Source organism: Pseudomonas sp. fls2-241-R2A-110, from assembly GCF_030209165.1.
Classification (GTDB): domain Bacteria; phylum Pseudomonadota; class Gammaproteobacteria; order Pseudomonadales; family Pseudomonadaceae; genus Aquipseudomonas.
On the sequence record NZ_JARVSN010000014.1, the window covers coordinates 18,660 to 36,208 of the forward strand.

The following is a 17,549-nucleotide window of genomic DNA, read 5'->3' on the forward strand; positions in this document are numbered from 1 at the left end:
GGTCAGGTTCAAAGCTGTGACCGCTGAAAAGAGGCTATTTCCCCATCGAGTTCAGGTTCATCGAGCGAACGGCCCATTGTTCAGCGGTTTGCTCATCCACCGGCAAGGAGAAACGGAAAGTCGCGCCGCGCCCTGGAACATCGATCAACTGAATCTCGATACCGTGTAGCTGCAGGATCCGATGCACGATGCGCAATCCCAATCCGCCATCGCGTCGGGCACCGCCAATGTTGAACGGACGCAGGAACAAGCCTTCGCGCAGTTGCGGGGCGATGCCCGGACCGGTGTCGCTGACGGTGACTTCGATAAACGACCCGTGAGGGCGCAGGCTCAACTCGATTTCGCCACCTTGTGGTGTATCGCGAAGGGCATTGTCGAACAGATTGGTCAGCACCCGTTCGATCAGCCCCAGATCGGCGCAGGCCGTCGAAATGTTCGGTGCGAAGCTCGCCTTGAGTTCGATCTGGCGTGCCTCGGCGGTGAGTTCGAATTTCTGGAAGATGTCCTGCACCAGATCGGTCAGCGAGAAACGTTCGAGCACGGGTTGTACAAAACCGTGTTCAAGCCGCACCAGTTCCAGCAGTGATTGCGCCAGGCCGCCGACCTTGCGGCTTTGATCCAGCGCGATGCCCAGGTAGCGCCTACGGTCAGCGGGAGACAGCGTGGTGTCCTTGAGCGACAGCGTTTCCAGATAACCGTGCAGCGAAGCCAGCGGTGTGCGCAGGTCGTGGGAGATGTTGGCCACCAGTTCGCGGCGTTCCTGATCCTGGCGGGTCAGCGAACGCCATTGTTCGCTGAGGCGGGTTTGCATCTGGCGGAAGGCGGCGTCGAGCACGGCGATTTCATCGTGACTGGCTGCCTTTTCAACCGGTTCCGGGGCGGGCGGTGTGGTGGGAGCGGCGTCGATGTCGAACTGGCTGACTCTTTCGGTCAAGCGTCGCAGCGGCCGGGTGATCAGGGCAAATGCCGTAAGGCCGGCGATCAGGCACAACAACGCCACCAGACCAATGGACAACAGGGCGGTATTGAGCGCGGCGCTGGTGGCACCGCGCTCGGCGAAGCGGTCGTGTTCTTCGCTGAGCAACACCACATAGAGATAGCCCGCCGGTTTACCGTTGACCTGCAACGGCGCGGCGCTGAACACCTTGCGCCCCTCGGTGCTGCGCGGGTCGTCACCGAGAATCGGCAGCGCATCACCCTTGAGCAGACGCTTGATCGGCGTCAGATCGATGCGCTCGCGATGTATCCGGCCTTCCGGCGCGGCACTGCCGACAATGCGGCCTTCGGTGTCCAGCAGGTACACCTCGACACTGGGATTGACCAGCATGAGTTTGCTGAACAATTCACGCACGGCATCGGGCATCAGGCCATTGCTGTCCATCAGCACCGTGTCGCGGGCAATGTGCTGGGCCAGGTCCCGGGACAACCCTTGCACCACTTCCAGTTCATGCATCTGGTTGGAGCGCACTTGCATCCAGGCCGATGTGCCGCAGCACACCAGCAACAGAGCGGCAAACACCAGGGACAGGCGTTGTGTCAGGGTCAGCCTCATGGCTGCTCCTCCCGGGCCGCGAATTTATAACCACGACCCCATACCGTGAGGATGCGCGCGGGTTGTGCCGGATCGGCCTCGATCTTGGCCCGCAGGCGGTTGATGTGCGTGTTGACCGTGTGTTCGTAGCCTTCGTGGCTGTAGCCCCAGACGGCGTTGAGCAGGTCCATGCGCGAGAACACCTTGCCCGGCTGGCGGACGAAGAAATACAGCAGGTCGAATTCCCGTGGCGTGAGGTCCAGGCGTCGACCGTCGAGCGTGACGTCGCGGGTGATCGGATCGACGGAAAGACCGTCGGCGATCAGGCTGCCGGCATCCATTTTCAGATTGCGCGCCATCGCATCGACACGTCGCAGCAGGGCTTTGACCCGGGCGACGAGTTCAAGCATGGAAAAAGGCTTGGCCAGGTAATCGTCGGCACCGAGCTCCAACCCCAAAATGCGGTGCACTTCGCTGGAGCGTGCGCTGGTGATGATGATCGGTGTGTAGCGAGCCATTGCCCGCGCTCGACGGCAGATTTCCAGGCCATCGACACCGGGCAACATCAGGTCGAGGATCAGGGCGTCCCAGCTTCCTTGCTGCAGCAGTTGCATGCCCTCGTTACCGTCGGCGCAGTGCACCACCTCGAACTGCTCATCGCGTAGATGCAGGCAGATAAGGTCGGCGATGTGCAGGTCGTCTTCGACCACCAGGACACGTTTGGTCTGTTCCATAAAGCTCAATCCTTTGTAGCGCAATGGGCACATTGTGCGGGTTTTCCTCGGGTCGAGTTATCACGAATTGTTTAACTCCCCGTGAGGATTTGGCGATCAACCCAAGCCTAGGCTGTGTTCCATGTCAGGCACCTGGAATTTTGGAGAAGGCCATGTTTTCACGGCGACAATTTCTTGCAGCGAGCGGCGGGCTGGGGGCTGCAGCGTTGGTGATCGGTGTATTGCCAAAATTTTCCACCAGCACGGCGCTGGTCAGCGAAGCCAGTGCAGCGGAGGTTTTCGAGGTGACTCACAGCGACAGCGAATGGCGCGCCATGCTCAGCCCCGAGCAATACGAAATCCTGCGAAAAGAGGGCACGGAGCGGGCCTACAGCAGCCCGCTGAACAATGAGCACCGCGAGGGTATGTTCGTCTGCGCCGGTTGTAATCTGCCGCTTTTTTCTTCCAGCACCAAATTCGACAGCGGCACCGGCTGGCCGAGTTTCTGGGCGCCGCTGGACAACGCGGTGGCCACCAGTCAGGACCGGTCCTTTGGCGTCGTGCGTGAAGAGGTCCATTGCCGACGTTGCGGTGGTCATCTGGGTCATGTCTTCGATGACGGGCCCAAACCCACCGGTCTGCGCTACTGCATGAACGGGTTGGCGCTGACCTTCGTGCCCCGGACGGTTTGATCCGTGGGCCCATCCTTTCACTCACGTCATTCAGGTCGATGCTATGTGGCTTCTGGTTCTCGCTTATCTCGGTGGTGTGCTGACGATCGTCAGTCCGTGCATCCTGCCGGTACTGCCCTTTGTCTTCGCGCGCACCGGGCAGCCATTTATGAAAAGTGGTTTGCCGCTGTTGGCGGGCATGGCACTGACTTTCGCGCTCGTCGCCTCGTTGGCGGCGGTGGGCGGCGGCTGGGTGGTGCAAGTCAATCAGTACGGTCGCTGGCTCGCGTTGCTGTTCGTGGCACTGTTCGGTCTGACGCTGTTGCTGCCCCGGCTTGCCGAGCGCCTGACCCGGCCACTGGTGGCCGCCGGCAGTCGCCTGTCGGAAGCGGCGGGCGCCGATTCCCAACCGCGCCCCGGCGCTTCGTTCCTGATCGGCGTCGCCACGGGCCTGCTCTGGGCTCCCTGCGCCGGGCCGATTCTGGGCCTGCTGCTGACCGGGGCCGCGCTGCAAGGGGCAAGCATCGCAACCACCTTGTTGTTGCTGGCCTACGCCGCGGGTGCCGCTACCTCCCTCGCCGTGGCTCTGTTGCTGGGCGGTAAAGTCTTTGCGGCGATGAAGCGTTCGATTGGCGCTGGCGAGTGGGTGCGTCGAGGATTGGGCGCGGCAATGCTGGCCGGTGTGGCGGCAATTGCCCTGGGGCTGGATACCGGGATTCTGGCGCGGTTTTCGACCGCTTCCACTGGCGGCATCGAACAAGCGCTGGTTGGCCGGTTGGCCGGTCAGTCACCGAGTAACGGCGGGGCAATGATGGCCGCTGGCGGGGCGATGAAAGTGTCGGCGCAAGCGCCGGGTGCATTGCCGGTCGAAGGTAACCTCCCGCCGCTTGACGGTGCGGTCCAATGGCTCAATTCACCGCCTCTGACCGCGCAGGCGTTGAAGGGAAAAGTCGTGTTGGTGGATTTCTGGACTTACTCCTGCATCAACTGTCTGCGTACCTTGCCGTATGTGAAAGCCTGGGCCGAAAAATACCGTGATCAGGGGCTGGTGGTGATTGGTGTTCATGCCCCCGAATTCGCATTCGAGCGTGATGTGGGCAATGTCACCAAAGCCATGAAGGACCTGGGCATCAACTACCCGGTGGCAGTCGATAACGACTATCGGATCTGGCGTGCTTTCAACAACGAATACTGGCCGGCTCATTATTTTGCCGATGCTCAAGGCCGCATTCGCTATCACCATTTTGGTGAAGGCGAGTACGCCGAATCGGAAAGGGTTATCCAGCAGTTGCTGCGTGAAGCGGGCGCCGCAAAGGTCGACAACGGGTTGATCAATGCCAACGCCACCGGTGTTCAACTCGCGCCGGACATGAACGAAGTGCAATCGCCGGAAACCTATGTCGGCTATCAGCGCGCGGAGCATTTTGTACCTGAGGCCAGTCTGGCTCCCGACACGGTCGCGACGTACAACCCGCCGTCCCAACTGGCCCTCAACGACTGGAGCCTCGACGGTCAATGGAAAGTCGGCTCCGAACGTGCCACGTCAAGCGCGCCGGCCAGTCGAATCGTCTACCGCTTTCACGCACGGGATCTGCATCTGGTCTTGGGGCCCAATGCGGACGGTAAACCGGTGCGCTTCAAAGTGCTGATTGACGGAAAAGCGCCCGGCGATGCCCACGGCACTGACGTGGCACCCGATGGTCGTGGCCTCGTCACCGAACAGCGTTTGTATCAATTGGTGCGCCAGAGCAGCGTTGTGAACGACCACACCTTCAGCATCGAGTTTCTCGATCCAGGTGTGTCGGCGTATGCGTTTACGTTCGGTTGATAGCCTTTTCATTTACTCAGGAGTCAGACTCATGAAAACCCCGTTTACCTGGCGCCGCACCTTGTTGGGTCTGGCTGCTGCGGGTGTCATCGGCCAATGCACGGCGTTCTCTTTCGGTGCCGCCGAAGAGGCGGTCGTCATTCCGCCGCCAGCCCTCGACGAAACCACCCAGGCCCACAGCGAAACGGCGGTTTTCGCCGGCGGCTGCTTTTGGGGCGTACAAGGCGTGTTCCAACACGTCAAAGGCGTAAAGAAAGCCGTGTCAGGTTATGCCGGCGGTGCAGCGAACAACGCCCGCTATGAACGCGTCAGTGAGGGCGATACCGGTCATGCGGAATCGGTCGAGGTCACCTTCGATCCTGCGCAGGTCAGTTACGGCACCTTGCTGCAAATCTATTTCTCGGTGGCGCATAACCCCACCGAGTTGAACCGTCAGGGGCCCGACAGCGGCACCCAGTATCGGTCCGCGATCTTCCCCGAGAACACTGAACAGCAGCGCGTGGCCAAGGCCTACATCGCTCAGCTCAACACCGCGCATTTGTTCAACAAGCCGATTGTGACCACACTGGAAACCTACAACGGTTTCTACCCGGCTGAGGAGGAGCATCAGGACTTCCTGACCGAACACCCGACGTATCCGTACATTGTGATCAACGATCTGCCGAAAGTGGCGCAGCTGAAACAGCTGTATCCAGAGCGGTATCAGGAGAAACCGGTGCTGGTGAAGGCGGGGAGCAGCAGTTAGCCCGAAATCACATTCTTGCCAGCGACTTTCGAGCGATACAGCGCCTGATCAGCCCTCGCCAGAAGGCCGGTCTGTTGCTCTTCCTCGAAACGCTGGACCACGCCAAAACTCATGGTTACGTGAAACTCGCCCACGGGCGGCAGGCTCGCCAGCCCATGGCGGATGGTCTCGGCCAAGGATCGGGCATCGGCCAGCGCAGTGTTGGGCAGGATCATGATGAACTCGTCGCCGCCCCAGCGCGCCAATAGGTCGCCTTCGCGCACGTAGCGCTTCACGCTTTCGACGACCTGCACCAACGCGGCATCTCCCAGCGCATGGCCGTAGTAATCGTTGATGTTCTTGAAGTCATCGATGTCCATGGCGATCAGCGATAACGGTTGCCGAAAACGTTGGGCTCGCTCGCATTCCTGGGGCAGGGTTTTCTCTAGAAGATAGCGATTGGCGATCGATGTCAGTGCATCGGTTTCCGCCAGTTTGCGGTTTTCTTCCAGTTGAATCTGTAACTGCTGATTAACCCGGGACAACTCCCGAGTGCGCTCTTCGACGATGGCTTCAAGGGATTGATTGCGCCTCTCCATCTCTTCCAAGAGGCGTTTCTTGTCGTCGATACTGCGGTGAGCGCCGACCATTCGCGCGACCGATCCGTCGACATTGCGGGCCAGTATGTAGCCACGATCTTCGATCCAGATGTAACTGCCATCCTGTCTGCGACAGCGATACTCGGCCTGATAACCCGGAGCCCGTTGACTCAAGTAATCATCGAACACGGCCATCACCCGAGGGAAATCGTCGGGGTGGATGACGTTCTCCCAGGTAAACACGGTGTTGTCCAGGGAGTGTGCGGCGTAGCCAAGCATCTCGTACCACGCTGGATTGCGGTAGACAAACCCGGTGTTGGCGTTCCAGTCCCAAATGCCGTCACTGACCAGTTCCAGAATGGTGTGCAACATGTCTTCGTTCATATCCGACACATTGAATTTCAACGGCTCGATATTTGATGCCTCACCCATCACCGCTCTCCCTGCCGCACTGATATCAAAGTGACCCGTCAGTCGCGGAGATTAAGGCATGGCCTATTGTTGCGGCTAGTGTTTGCCCCACATCTGCATGGCAAAGTCGACGAAGCGACGTAGTTTCGGCAATCGGTAGCGATCCTGGGCATACAACAGGCTCATGGGCCGGCTCGGCAACTGGAAATCCGGCATCAAGGCCACCAGTTTGCCGTCGCGCAAATCCTGCTCGACCAGGGCATCGGGCAACATCACGACGCCCATGCCCGTGCGAGCGGCCTGATGCAGGCCTGCCGAACTGTTGATCAGCATCGGCCCGCTGACCGTCACCATGACTTCGCCTTCAGGGCCGCTCAGACGCCATTGTTTGCCCACGGAATGCCAGTCGTCTCCGACCGGATACGCAAAGGACAGGCAGTCGTGATGTTGCAGATCTTCGGGTTTTTCCGGTGTGCCCCGACGCGCCAGATAATCCTTCGAGGCGCACATGGTCAGGGTGTAATCGATAAGTGGGCGGGCGATCAGGTTGGTGGGTTCGATAGCCCCCAGGCGAAACGCCACGTCGAGACCGTTTTCGAGCAGATCAGGGCGCCCGTTGGTAAGCACCACATCCAGTTTGACTTGCGGGCACTGCAGGGCGAACTCGCTGAGTGCGGGCGCGAGTCTTTCTGTACCGAAGGTCAGGGGAGCCGTGATGCGCAAGGTGCCGGTCGGTGTGTCCTGGCTCTGTTCCGCCAGTCGCTCGGAATCAGCCACCAAACCCAACACCTCAAGGCAACGCTGATAGTACGCGGTGCCGAATTCGGTCAGGCGCTGGCGCCGTGTCGTCCGGTTAAGCAAGCGTACGCCAAGGCGCTGCTCAAGGGCTCGAAGGTGATTGCCGACCATGGTCGTGGACATATCGCACTGCTGAGCAGCCGCCGTCATGCTGCCGGTTTCCACCACTCTTACGTAAACCGTCATTGCCTGGAACAGATCCATTATCAAGCCCAGCTTTAAGATGATTGAAGTGTTGCAGCGTTTATCCAGCTCAGGTGGCTAACCATACTGCAAAAACACCGACAATTGATGGAGCTTGATGTCATGACCGCCGCTTGCCTGATGACCACTTACCAACCTCTGGCCCTGAGTTTCAACAAAGGCCTGGGCACCCGACTTTGGGATCAGGACGGTCGTGAGTATCTGGACGCAGTGGCCGGTGTGGCGGTGACCAATGTCGGCCACTCTCATCCCAAAATCGTCTCGGCGATCAGCGAGCAAGCCGGGTTGTTGCTGCACACTTCCAATCTCTACAGCATCGACTGGCAACAGCGGCTGGCGCAGACATTGACGACGTTGGCGGGCATGGAGCGGGCGTTCTTCAACAATTCCGGTGCTGAAGCCAATGAAACCGCGCTGAAACTCGCGCGGCTTTACGGCTGGCACAAAGGCGTCGAACAGCCGCTGGTGGTGGTCATGGAAAACGCTTTTCATGGCCGCACCCTGGGCACCTTGTCCGCCAGCGATGGCCCAGCCGTGCGCCTGGGTTTCAATGAGCTGCCGGGCGACTTCGTCAAAGTGCCATTTGGTGATCTACAGGCGCTGGAAAAAGTGCAGCAAGCCCATGGCCACCGCATCGTGGCCATCCTGATGGAGCCGATTCAGGGCGAAAGCGGCGTGCAGATGGCGCCTCCCGGTTACCTCAAAGCCGTGCGCGAACTGTGTAACCGGCGTGCGTGGCTGATGATGCTCGATGAAATCCAGACCGGCATCGGTCGTACCGGCCAGTGGTTCGCGTTTCAGCACGAAGGCATCGTCCCGGACGTCATGACCCTGGCCAAAGGCCTCGGCAACGGCATCCCCATCGGCGCCTGCGTGGCCCGGGGAAAAGCCGCCGAGTTGTTCACCCCCGGCAGCCACGGCAGCACCTTCGGCGGCAATCCGCTGGCGTGCCGGGTCGGTTGCACCGTGCTGGAAATCATCGAAGAAGAAAAGCTGCTGGAAAACGCCAGGCTCCAGGGTGAGCGCCTGCTGGCCAGGCTACGTGCCGAGCTTTCGGATGACCCGAATGTACTGGCGATTCGTGGCCAAGGCTTGATGATCGGCATCGAACTGAAACAGCCGATCCGCGACCTGACCCTGATCGCCGCCCGGGACCACGGCTTGCTGATCAACGTGACACGGGGCAAGACCATACGCCTACTGCCCCCGTTGACGATTGATGAGCGGGAAGTGGAGATGATTGTCAGAGGGGTTTGTCGGGCGCTAATCACTGCCTAGTGGAGATCGTTCCCACGTCGAACCGTCTGCGTGGGAATGCCTCAATGTCCGCTCTTCGTCCGCTCTTGGGACGCGGAGCGTCCCGGGCTGCATTCCCACGCAGAGCGTGGGAACGATCAAGCAATCTCCATCAAAGTAATAAGTTGTTCCGCAGTAGTTTTCCTTGTTTGCAGTGTTCAATCGATCTGAGCAAACGATCTGCATTATTGCTGGACTTCAGAAGTATGGAGATCGTTCCCACGCTCTGCGTGGGAATGCCTCAATGGACGCTCTGCGTCCGCTGTTGGGACGCGGAGCGTCCCGGGCTGCATCCCCACGCAGAGCGTGGGGACGATCAATTACTCGGGTTGCAACAGGGAATTGGCAAATGCGCTCACATCAGCCCAATCCACGAGCTTGATTTTCGAACCACTGAACCCCTCAAACAATTGCCGGTGCGCGTTAAATCCACAGGCGTCTTCGCGCGACCGATAACTGCCAGCCCATTCCAGCAGCGCGATCAGCAACGCGTCATCGTCCCGCCGGTTTTCCCGCTGGCGGATATTGGCGACGCAGGTGTCGTCGTCGATGCACAGCCAGACAAGCGCAGTTGCACGGTGGATAAGTTCGCTGACGATCCAGCCGTACACACCTTCGATCACCCAGCGTGGTTCGTCCGCCGCGACCCGCGCCATGGCGAGTGCGTCGGCGCGGGGGCGGGCGATGCTGCATTCGTCTGACGTCCAGTGGATCTGATCGAGATCAACCGAAGGCACATGAAGTTGTTCGGCCAATCGTTTAGCCAGCCAACTTTTGCCTGAGCCAGAGTTGCCGATGATCAAGGTTCGGGTGAGGTTCATGGCGGCTCACACGCTTAGTCGTTGTTTTCGGGCGCAACCATTCGCGTCTTTGGTGCACCGTTTGAGTTGTGCTGATAAATAGCCTGCGGCTGTCCTTTCTCATTGAAGAACACTTGGCCGATCCCTGCCGAATTCCACAGCCGTTCGCCCGCTTTGGCATGCTCGGGGACGTGCGGGATGATGCGCATGCGGCGGCGTTTGGTGAACCAGTTCAGCGGCGAGCGTGGCGAGTAGAGCCAGCGATTGAGGCGGTCGAACCATTCGAGCAGCGCGGGTGGAAATTCGTTCTTGATGCCGCTGCTGGTGATCTGCCAGATATGTGGGCCGGCCTTGCGGTGTCGGATCAGCACTTCGTAGACGAAGGAATAATGCACATCACCCGACAGCACCACGTAGTTACCCGGTGTACGCGAGTGGCGGAAAATATTCAGGATCACCTGGGCCGCGCCGCGATGGGCCATCCAGTTTTCGGCATCCACCAGCAGTGGATAACCGCACCAGCTGAACACTTTTTGCACGGTTTCGATCAGCTTGACGCCGAAGATCGGTGCCGGCGAAACGATGATCGCCGACGGGTGATCGAGCAGTTCCTGTTGCAGTTCGCTGAGCGCTTCCCAGTCCAGCAAGCCTGAGGGTTGCTTGAGGTTCATCTCGCTGCGCCAGCGTCGGGTGCGGGTGTCGATCACCACCAGCGCCGGGGTGGTGGGCAGCACGTAATGCCAGTGCTGAAAGCCCAACAGCAGATCGATCAGGTCATCCTGCGCCTGGCTGTCGAGATAACGGTCATCCCCAGTGGCGCTCAATAAACGGGTTTTTTCCAGGACACCGCCGAACGCATCCGGGTTATTCCCCCAACCCTGGCACAGCATGTAGGCGATCAACGCGTTGCCGATGATGCGTTTGGAGAACGGATGGCCGTAGGCCGTTTCCTCCCATTGCGCGGAAAGATTCCAGTCGTCGGTGACGTCATGGTCGTCGAAAATCATCAGGCACGGCAGGTGAGCCATTGCGCGCGCGACGCCGTCCAGGCCAGCCTTGAAGTGATCGATGCGCGTTTGTTCGAGGGCATATCGCTCGCGCCTTTCCTGCGTCAGTGCCGGTGGTTGTGGCGCGATCAGCGTCCAGGGTGTCGGTGACCAGACCAGCAAGTACATGGCCATGACTTCGGCGAACGTCACCAGATGGTTGTCGGCGCTGCTGCTGGTGAAAATCGGCTTGCGCGCGCCACCGAAAAATCGCTCGCGCAGGGTTTCGTTGCTCTCCAGCGCCGGTAACAAATCCGCACGATGGTAATAACTGGCGGGGTGCTCGTAGAGCCTGGCGCTGTCACTGACCACGGCGCCTTCGAGGTGTTCTTCGAACAATCCCAGGCGCTCGATCAAGGCATGAATCGCCCGCAGCATCGGGGCGGCGACATCATCCGCATACACCTGATCGCCGCTCATCATTAACAGCGCCGGGCGTTCAGTTGCGTCATGTTCGGTCGCCAACAGCTGATCAACGCAAAGCAAACCGTCTGCCGCCGGGTGGTGAGGTTTGCGGCAAGAGCCATGCAGCAATTGATCGATTCTCGAGCGCAAAACAAAGTTCGGACAGCGCGCTTCACCGTACAACAGATGAGGCGCCCAGTTGGCGATGCCATCGTCGGCGCCATCAATCAGCAGGTCGTACTCGATCAGCGTGTCGCAGGGCAGGGCGGTTGCCAGCGGCACATCGATCAGGTGGATAAACGCGTGAGTGCCGATCGGGATGACGGTGCACTGTCCTGCGTCCAGGCGGATGTCGCTGCAATCTTGCAGGCGCAACGTCAGCGACAGCGCCCGGGAGCCCACGAGCCACATGAGCAGCCGCGCAGGTTCCAGCCGCCGCAACAGCGGGCCGACCAGCACCGGCGGCAGTGAGTTGCAGTCATCAGGCAATGGAAGAGATGGGGACATCCGGGTTCAAGGCTCTTGGTGCACAAGTCGGCGATGATAGCGCAGAGCTCTGGCTGGACTTCATCAATTGCCCGAGGGGGTCATTTGAGGGGAAAGATCGTGACCGACACCACCAGCGCAATCAGTGCGGTCACCAGACTGCAGGCCACCGCAGCCAAATGACGATAGGCAGGAGATTGTTCCTTGTTGAATCGGGTGATCACCAAGAGCCATGTCCCGCTGAGGGCGCCCAAAAATGCCATCAACGTGTAAAGCGCGAATGCTGCCGTGGGTTGTGAGGCGTGAGTGTCCGGGGTTAGCCATCTCGAGCAAAGAATCAGCACCGCCGTCCCGACGATAAAACTTGCCACGGCACCACCGAGGTTCGCCAGCCAGATATTCAACGGGCCACGGCTCTTCACGATCCAAATCCACATCCCTGCTGATGCGACGAAGAACAGCAACATACTGATTAAAAACATTCAATCTTCCCTGTTAACCAACATCGTTGGCCTTTGATGAGGTGAGGCGATGGCATGCACGATATCAAATCAGTGGCAGGGAGTTGAAGTGAGAGGGGCGATTCAACAGGCAACCAAAGGCGAAAGATGATTGCCTGGGGGGGCATCACAAATCTCAGGCACTTAACACAACCGAATGTGGGAGCGAGCCTGCTCGCGATGGCGTCAAAACATTCAGCATGATTGCTGGCTGAACTGACGCTATCGCGAGCAGGCTCGCTCCCACAGATTTTTTAGCCAGTCTCAGGATCGCGAGAACCTAAGCCTCCCAACCCGCCCCGCTGACCGCCTCTTGCGCCAGCGGGAGCAAGTCAGCCCCCTGATGCTCGGTTTGCCAGGCCAGCAATTCCTTGCGCATGCCGGGCGTCCAGTACAGCTGCAGATGATTACGCACACCGAGCACGGCTTTTTGATGGTCCGGTTCGATGGCGAAGTACTGGGCGATCTGGTTGACCATCTTGATCAGGTTCTCAGTGCTCATCGGCGCACCTCCGCTTTTGCGCCACGACTATGCCGGCGTTCCTTGAGCAAGCGGTCCTGTTCATCACTGAAGGCCTGGTAGCGTTTTTGCCACTCGGAAGGGTGGTAGACGCGGCTGACTTCAACGGCGGTGACCTTGTACTCCGGACAGTTGGTCGCCCAGTCGGAATTGTCGGTGGTAATGACGTTGGCCCCCGATTCCGGGAAGTGGAACGTGGTGTACACCACGCCCGGAGCGACGCGTTCAGTGACCCGCGCACGCAGTACGGTCTGGCCGGCGCGACTGCCGATGCCGACCCAGTCACCTTCGTTGATGCCACGGCTCTCGGCGTCGGTCGGGTGGATTTCCAGGCGGTCTTCGTCGTGCCAGGCGACGTTTTCGGTACGCCGTGTCTGTGCACCAACGTTGTACTGGCTGAGAATGCGCCCGGTGGTCAGCAGCAGCGGATAGCGACTGTTGACCTTTTCTTCGGTGGGCACGTAGCCGGTCAGCATGAAACGCCCTTTGCCGCGCACGAACTCCTCGATGTGCATGGTCGGCGTGCCGTCCGGTGCCTCGGCGTTGCACGGCCATTGCAGGCTGCCATGGCGGTCCAGTTCGGCGTAGCTGACGTTGGTGAAGGTCGGCGTCAGGCTGGCGATTTCATCCATGATTTCTGATGGATGTTTGTAGTTCATTGGATAGCCCAAGGCGTTGGCCAGGGCCACCGTGCCTTCCCAGTCGGCCAGGCCGCCGAGCGGTTCCATGACCTTGCGCACCCGCGAAATGCGTCGCTCGGCGTTGGTGAAGGTGCCGTCTTTTTCCAGGAACGATGCGCCCGGCAGGAATACGTGGGCGAACTTGGCGGTTTCGTTGAGGAAAATGTCCTGCACCACGATGCATTCCATCGCCGACAGGGCTGCAGTGACGTGTTGGGTATTCGGATCGCTCTGGGCGATGTCTTCGCCCTGGCAGTACAGGCCCTTGAAGCTGCCAGCCAAGGCAGATTCGAACATATTGGGGATGCGCAGGCCCGGGTCGGGTTGCAAAGAGACGTTCCACGCCTGCTCGAACTGCGCCCGAACCACCTCGTTGGAGATATGCCGGTAGCCAGGCAACTCGTGCGGGAAGGAACCCATGTCGCAGGAACCCTGAACGTTGTTCTGCCCACGCAGCGGGTTCACGCCCACGCCTTCGCGGCCGATGTTGCCGGTGGCCATGGCCAGGTTGGCGATGCCCATGACAGCGGTGCTGCCCTGGCTGTGTTCGGTGACGCCCAGGCCGTAGTAGATCGCCGCGTTGCCGCCGGTTGCGTACAGGCGCGCAGCGGCGCGTATGTCGGCAGGCTCTACACCGCAGACAGGACCCAAGGCTTCCGGTGAGTTCTCCGCGCGACTGACGAATTCGCGCCAGTGGTCGAAATCGATGTCCTCGCAACGAGCGTCGATAAAGGCCTGGTTGAGCAGGCCTTCGGTGACGATGACGTTGGCCAGGGCGTTGAGCATGGCGACGTTGGTGCCCGGACGCAGGGCCAGGTGCAGTTCGGCGCGAGCATGCACCGAGTCCACCAGATCAATGCGCCGAGGGTCGATGACAATCAGCCGCGCGCCTTCGCGCAGGCGGCGCTTGAGCTGCGAGGCGAACACCGGGTGGGCATCGCTGGGGTTGGCGCCCATCACCAGGATCACGTCAGCCTGCATCACCGAGTCGAAACTCTGGGTGCCGGCGGACTCGCCCAAAGTTTGCTTCAAGCCATAACCGGTCGGCGAATGGCAAACCCGCGCACAGGTGTCGACGTTGTTGTTGCCGAACGCGGCGCGCACCAGTTTTTGCACCAGATAGGTTTCTTCGTTGGTGCAGCGACTGGAGGTGATGCCACCAATGGAATCGCGACCGTATTTTTGCTGCAACCGGCGGAATTCGCTGGCGGCGTAGGTCACCGCTTCATCCCAGCTGACTTCCTGCCACGGGTCGTTGATGTGTTTGCGGATCATCGGCTTGGTGATGCGATCCGGGTGAGTGGCGTAGCCCCAGGCAAAGCGCCCTTTGACGCAAGAGTGGCCGTGGTTGGCCTGGCCGTTTTTGTCCGGAACCATGCGCACCAACTGGTCGCCTTTCATCTCGGCGCGGAACGAGCAGCCCACGCCGCAATAGGCACAGGTGGTGATCACGCTGCGCTCGGGCTGGCCCAGTTCGACTACGCTTTTTTCCATCAAAGTCGCGGTCGGGCAGGCTTGCACACAGGCGCCGCAGGACACGCATTCCGAATCAAGGAAATTATCGCCACCGGCCGCCGCCACCCGGGATTCAAAACCGCGCCCGGTAATCGTCAGGGCAAACGTGCCCTGGGTTTCTTCGCAGGCGCGCACGCAGCGGTTGCAGACGATGCACTTGCTTGGGTCGTAGTCGAAGTAAGGGTTGGAGGTGTCCTTCACGTCGGCCAGATGGTTGTCGCCTTCATAGCCGTAACGCACCTCCCGCAGGCCCACCTGACCGGCCACGGTTTGCAGCTCGCAGTTGCCGTTGGCCGAGCAGGTCAGGCAATCCAGCGGGTGATCGGAGATGTACAACTCCATGACGTTGCGGCGCAGGGTCGCAAGCTTTGGCGTCTGGGTGTGCACGGTCATGCCTTCAGTGACCGGCGTGGTGCAGGACGCTGGATAACCGCGCATGCCGTCGATTTCTACCAGGCACATGCGGCACGAGCCGAAGGCTTCCAGGCTGTCGGTGGCGCACAGTTTGGGAATCGTGGTGCCCAGCAGCGCGGCGGCGCGCATCACCGAAGTGCCTTCGGGCACGCTAATGCTGCGACCGTCGATGTTCAGGGTGACTTGCACGTCGCTGTCGCGGGCGGGTGTGCCCAGGTCGATATCGGTTTTCGGGTCGAAGAGAGTAATCATTGGTCGGCCTCCGAGGGCTGCAGACCGAAGTCGGCGGGGAAGTACTTGAGGGCGCTGGCCACCGGAAACGGGGCCATGCCGCCCAACGCACACAGCGAACCGTATTGCATCGTGTCGCACAGGTCCTTGAGGATGATCACCTGTTCTTCGCGACCGTTCTGGTCAGGCGCGGCGAGCAGGCGATCGATCACCTCCACGCCCCGGGTCGAGCCGATGCGGCACGGCGTGCATTTGCCACAGGATTCCTCGGCGCAGAACTGCATGGCGAAACGCGCCATTTGGGCCATGTCCACCGTGTCATCCGCCACCACCACACCACCGTGACCGAGCATCGCGCCGATGGCGGTGAACGCTTCGTAATCCAGCGGCGTGTCGAATTGCGACGGCGGCACCCACGTGCCGAGCGGACCGCCGACCTGCGCAGCTTTTAGAGGACGGCCACTGGCGGTGCCACCGCCGTACTCTTCCACCAGTTCGCGCAGGGTCAGGCCAAACGCCCGTTCTACCAAACCGCCATGACGAATATTGCCCGCCAACTGGAAGGGCATGGTGCCCAGGGAACGGCCCATGCCGTAATCGCGATAGAACTGCGCACCCTTGGCCAGAATCAGCGGCACCGAAGCCAGCGTCAGCACGTTGTGCACCAACGTCGGCAGACCGAACAGGCCCTGCAACGCCGGGATCGGCGGCTTGGCGCGGACGATCCCGCGCTTGCCTTCGAGCGAGTCCAGCAGCGCGGTCTCTTCACCGCAGATGTAAGCGCCGGCACCGACGCGCACTTCCATATCGAAAGCCAGGCCGCTGCCGCCGACATTGGCGCCGAGGTAACCGTTGGACCGGGCAATCTCCAGCGCCTCGCGCAGAGTGGCCACAGCCTGTGGGTATTCCGAGCGCACATAGATGTAGCCATACGTGGCGCCGACGGTAATGCCGGCAATGGCCATGCCTTCGATCAACAGGAAGGGGTCGCCTTCCATCAACATGCGGTCGGCAAAAGTGCCGGAGTCGCCTTCGTCAGCGTTGCACACGATGTATTTCTGCGCCGCCTGAGTGGCGCGCACCGTGCGCCATTTGATCCCGGCCGGGAACGCCGCGCCGCCACGGCCACGCAGGCCGGAATCGAACACGTCCGTCGCGGTCTGCTCGCCGCCAATGGTGACGGCTCTTTTCAAACCCTCGAAACCGCCATGGGTTCGGTAATCGTCCAGCGACAGCGGCCGGGTAATACCGGCGCGGGCGAACAACAGGCGTTGTTGAGACTTGAGATAAGGCAACTCTTCCACAAGACCCAAGGCCAGTGGATGCGAGGACGGCTCGCCTTGCAGCGCATCGAGCACGGACGGCACATCGGCAGCGGTCAGCGGACCAAAGCCGATACGGCCTTGCGGGGTGTCCACTTCCAGCAGCGGTTCCAGCCAGTACAAGCCGCGAGAACTGGTGCGTTGCAGGTCCACATCAGTCTGATTCGAAAGTGCCAGGGCCACGTCATCAGCACCGACCGCACGGGCCAACGAATCACACGGTAAATAGAGAGACGGCATCATGCGTCCTCCCGGCAAGCGTCGAGCAAGGCATCGAGACGCTCAGGATTCAGCCGCGCATGCACCTGGCCATCCAACTCCAGGGCGGGCGAACAGGCACAGGCGCCGAGGCAATACACCGGACGCAGGCTGATACTGCCGTCGGCACTGCTGCCGTGATCGTCCAGTTGCAGGCGTTCGCGCAATTGCGCGGCAAGCGCCTCGGCACCACGGCTCTTGCAGGACTCGGCGCGACACAGGCGCAAGATATGCCGAGCGGGCGGCGCGGTGCGGAAGTCATGGTAAAAGCTGATCACCCCACGAATCTCCGCCTGACTCTGGTTCAGGGCGTGGGCAATCTCGGGGATGGCGGCATCAGGGATGTAACCGATGCCCTCCTGAATCTCATGGAGAATGGGCAACAGAGCGCCCGGGGAGCGTTTATGACGCTCCAGCACGCTGTTGACCATCGGCAATTGCAACATCTCATCAGGCATACAGCATTCCTCACGGGTCACGGACAAACCAGGCGGTTGTCGGTCGTCCGAAAGTGTCGGCTGCGGCATTCACACCACGTCACGGAATCGTGGCATTTTCAGGCCGTTGGCCAGGGCACCCTGAGCGGGCATCTTGTTG

At 60.5% G+C, this 17,549-nt stretch carries 15 protein-coding genes; 4 read left to right on the forward strand and 11 right to left on the reverse strand.

Annotated features, from left to right (window positions below):
• Positions 1 to 34: 34 nt before the first annotated feature.
• Positions 35 to 1,552, reverse strand: a complete 1,518-nt coding sequence (locus QRN31_RS12010) for a sensor histidine kinase (protein ID WP_285432212.1) — start codon at positions 1,550 to 1,552, stop codon at positions 35 to 37.
• Entirely contained in the window at positions 1,549 to 2,265 is a 717-nt protein-coding gene (locus QRN31_RS12015) for a response regulator transcription factor (RefSeq protein ID WP_285432213.1), read from the reverse strand. The genes QRN31_RS12010 and QRN31_RS12015 overlap by 4 nt, the downstream gene beginning before the upstream one ends.
• A gap of 152 nt (positions 2,266 to 2,417) precedes the next feature.
• Here QRN31_RS12015 and msrB point away from each other — a divergent pair, with 152 nt between their 5' ends.
• From msrB to msrA, 3 genes are read left to right on the forward strand one after another with little or no spacing between them, the layout of a single operon-like run.
• Complete coding sequence (gene msrB, locus QRN31_RS12020) at positions 2,418 to 2,936, forward strand: peptide-methionine (R)-S-oxide reductase MsrB (RefSeq protein WP_285432215.1); 519 nt, start codon at positions 2,418 to 2,420, stop codon at positions 2,934 to 2,936.
• Positions 2,937 to 2,979: 43 nt separating this feature from the next.
• A complete protein-coding gene (locus QRN31_RS12025) occupies positions 2,980 to 4,743 on the forward strand; it encodes a cytochrome c biogenesis protein DipZ (protein WP_285432216.1) in 1,764 nt (587 codons plus the stop codon).
• Positions 4,744 to 4,774: 31 nt separating this feature from the next.
• Positions 4,775 to 5,488 (forward strand): peptide-methionine (S)-S-oxide reductase MsrA, encoded by a 714-nt coding sequence (gene msrA, locus QRN31_RS12030; RefSeq protein WP_285432218.1) that lies wholly within the window; start codon positions 4,775 to 4,777, stop codon positions 5,486 to 5,488.
• Here msrA and QRN31_RS12035 read toward each other — a convergent pair.
• Both QRN31_RS12035 and QRN31_RS12040 read right to left on the reverse strand, forming a co-directional pair.
• Positions 5,485 to 6,498, reverse strand: a complete 1,014-nt coding sequence (locus QRN31_RS12035; RefSeq protein WP_285432219.1) for a sensor domain-containing diguanylate cyclase — start codon at positions 6,496 to 6,498, stop codon at positions 5,485 to 5,487. The genes msrA and QRN31_RS12035 overlap by 4 nt on opposite strands.
• A 75-nt stretch (positions 6,499 to 6,573) precedes the next feature.
• Positions 6,574 to 7,479, reverse strand: a complete 906-nt coding sequence (locus QRN31_RS12040) for a LysR family transcriptional regulator (RefSeq protein ID WP_285432220.1) — start codon at positions 7,477 to 7,479, stop codon at positions 6,574 to 6,576.
• A 102-nt stretch (positions 7,480 to 7,581) separates the two neighbouring features.
• Here QRN31_RS12040 and QRN31_RS12045 point away from each other — a divergent pair, with 102 nt between their 5' ends.
• Complete coding sequence (locus tag QRN31_RS12045) at positions 7,582 to 8,757, forward strand: aspartate aminotransferase family protein (RefSeq protein ID WP_285432221.1); 1,176 nt, start codon at positions 7,582 to 7,584, stop codon at positions 8,755 to 8,757.
• Positions 8,758 to 9,095: 338 nt separating this feature from the next.
• On the opposite strand, the gene QRN31_RS12050 is transcribed toward QRN31_RS12045, so the two are convergent.
• The 7 genes from QRN31_RS12050 to QRN31_RS12080 all read right to left on the reverse strand — a co-directional run bounded on the left by QRN31_RS12050 (position 9,096) and on the right by QRN31_RS12080 (position 17,410).
• The gene (locus tag QRN31_RS12050) at positions 9,096 to 9,596 is read right to left on the reverse strand and encodes a P-loop NTPase family protein (RefSeq protein WP_285432222.1); all 501 of its coding nucleotides are present in this window, start codon (positions 9,594 to 9,596) and stop codon (positions 9,096 to 9,098) included.
• Between the two features lie 14 nt (positions 9,597 to 9,610).
• Complete coding sequence (locus QRN31_RS12055) at positions 9,611 to 11,533, reverse strand: alkaline phosphatase D family protein (RefSeq protein WP_285432223.1); 1,923 nt, start codon at positions 11,531 to 11,533, stop codon at positions 9,611 to 9,613.
• Between the two features lie 80 nt (positions 11,534 to 11,613).
• The gene (locus QRN31_RS12060; protein WP_259156720.1) at positions 11,614 to 11,994 is read right to left on the reverse strand and encodes a hypothetical protein; all 381 of its coding nucleotides are present in this window, start codon (positions 11,992 to 11,994) and stop codon (positions 11,614 to 11,616) included.
• Positions 11,995 to 12,292: 298 nt separating this feature from the next.
• Positions 12,293 to 12,514, reverse strand: a complete 222-nt coding sequence (locus QRN31_RS12065; protein WP_285432224.1) for a formate dehydrogenase subunit delta — start codon at positions 12,512 to 12,514, stop codon at positions 12,293 to 12,295.
• The gene (fdhF, locus tag QRN31_RS12070) at positions 12,511 to 15,393 is read right to left on the reverse strand and encodes a formate dehydrogenase subunit alpha (protein ID WP_285432225.1); all 2,883 of its coding nucleotides are present in this window, start codon (positions 15,391 to 15,393) and stop codon (positions 12,511 to 12,513) included. Before fdhF ends, QRN31_RS12065 begins: the two co-directional genes overlap by 4 nt.
• On the reverse strand, positions 15,390 to 16,937 hold the full coding sequence (locus QRN31_RS12075) for a formate dehydrogenase beta subunit (protein ID WP_285432226.1): 1,548 nt from the start codon (positions 16,935 to 16,937) through the stop codon (positions 15,390 to 15,392). The genes fdhF and QRN31_RS12075 overlap by 4 nt, the downstream gene beginning before the upstream one ends.
• A complete protein-coding gene (locus QRN31_RS12080) occupies positions 16,934 to 17,410 on the reverse strand; it encodes a formate dehydrogenase subunit gamma (protein WP_285432227.1) in 477 nt (158 codons plus the stop codon). The genes QRN31_RS12075 and QRN31_RS12080 overlap by 4 nt, the downstream gene beginning before the upstream one ends.
• Between the last annotated feature and the right edge of the window lie 139 nt (positions 17,411 to 17,549).